Source organism: Paraburkholderia sp. BR14320 (assembly GCF_040948665.1).
Classification (GTDB): Bacteria; Pseudomonadota; Gammaproteobacteria; order Burkholderiales; family Burkholderiaceae; genus Paraburkholderia; species Paraburkholderia youngii.
Window position 1 is genome coordinate 1 of sequence record NZ_JBFPKG010000188.1, and the last position, 1,250, is coordinate 1,250.

The 1,250-nt window shown below is 54.1% G+C and carries 1 rRNA gene; it reads right to left on the reverse strand.

Annotated features, from left to right (window positions below):
* Nucleotides 1-1,250: ribosomal RNA gene (locus AB3X89_RS39740) — 23S ribosomal RNA — on the reverse strand; the annotation flags it as partial.

Genomic DNA, 1,250 nt, shown 5'->3' on the forward strand with positions numbered 1-1,250 from the left:
CTTCGCTTCCGAAGAAGCTCGCGCCACACCCTTGAGTCCTGTGCCCGGATTTGCCAGGGCACCCTCTCCAATGCAGCGACCGGGACTTCCAACACCCGGACAACCTTCCGCGATCCGTCCCCCCATCGCATTTCACAATGGTGCAGAAATATTAATCTGCTTCCCATCAGCTACGCATTTCTGCCTCGCCTTAGGGGCCGACTCACCCTACGCCGATGAACGTTGCGTAGGAAACCTTGGGCTTACGGCGAGGGGGCCTTTCACCCCCTTTATCGCTACTCATGTCAGCATTCGCACTTCCGATACCTCCAGCACACTTTCCAGTGCACCTTCGCAGGCTTACGGAACGCTCTCCTACCATGCACATAAATGTGCATCCGCAGCTTCGGTATATGGCTTAGCCCCGTTACATCTTCCGCGCAGGACGACTCGATCAGTGAGCTATTACGCTTTCTTTAAAGGGTGGCTGCTTCTAAGCCAACCTCCTGACTGTTTTAGCCTTCCCACTTCGTTTCCCACTTAGCCATATTTGGGGACCTTAGCTGGCGGTCTGGGTTGTTTCCCTCTTGACACCGGACGTTAGCACCCGATGTCTGTCTCCCGTGATTGCACTCTTCGGTATTCGGAGTTTGCTATGGCGAAGTAATCCGCAATGGACCCCACAACCATGACAGTGCTCTACCCCCGAAGGTGATACACGAGGCACTACCTAAATAGTTTTCGGAGAGAACCAGCTATTTCCAGGTTTGTTTAGCCTTTCACCCCTATCCACAGCTCATCCCCTAACTTTTCAACGTTAGTGGGTTCGGTCCTCCAGCACGTGTTACCGTGCCTTCAACCTGGCCATGGATAGATCACCTGGTTTCGGGTCTACACCCAGCGACTGGACGCCCTGTTCGGACTCGCTTTCGCTACGCCTGCCCTAATCGGTTAAGCTCGCCACTGAATGTAAGTCGCTGACCCATTATACAAAAGGTACGCCGTCACCCCTTGCGAGGCTCCGACTGTTTGTATGCATGCGGTTTCAGGATCTGTTTCACTCCCCTCCCGGGGTTCTTTTCGCCTTTCCCTCACGGTACTGGTTCACTATCGGTCGATCACGAGTATTTAGCCTTGGAGGATGGTCCCCCCATCTTCAGACAGGATTTCACGTGTCCCGCCCTACTTGTCGTACACCCAGTTCTTTCACAATGTTTTCGCCTACGGGGCTATCACCCGCTATGGCCGCACTTTCCAGAGCGTTCGGCTAA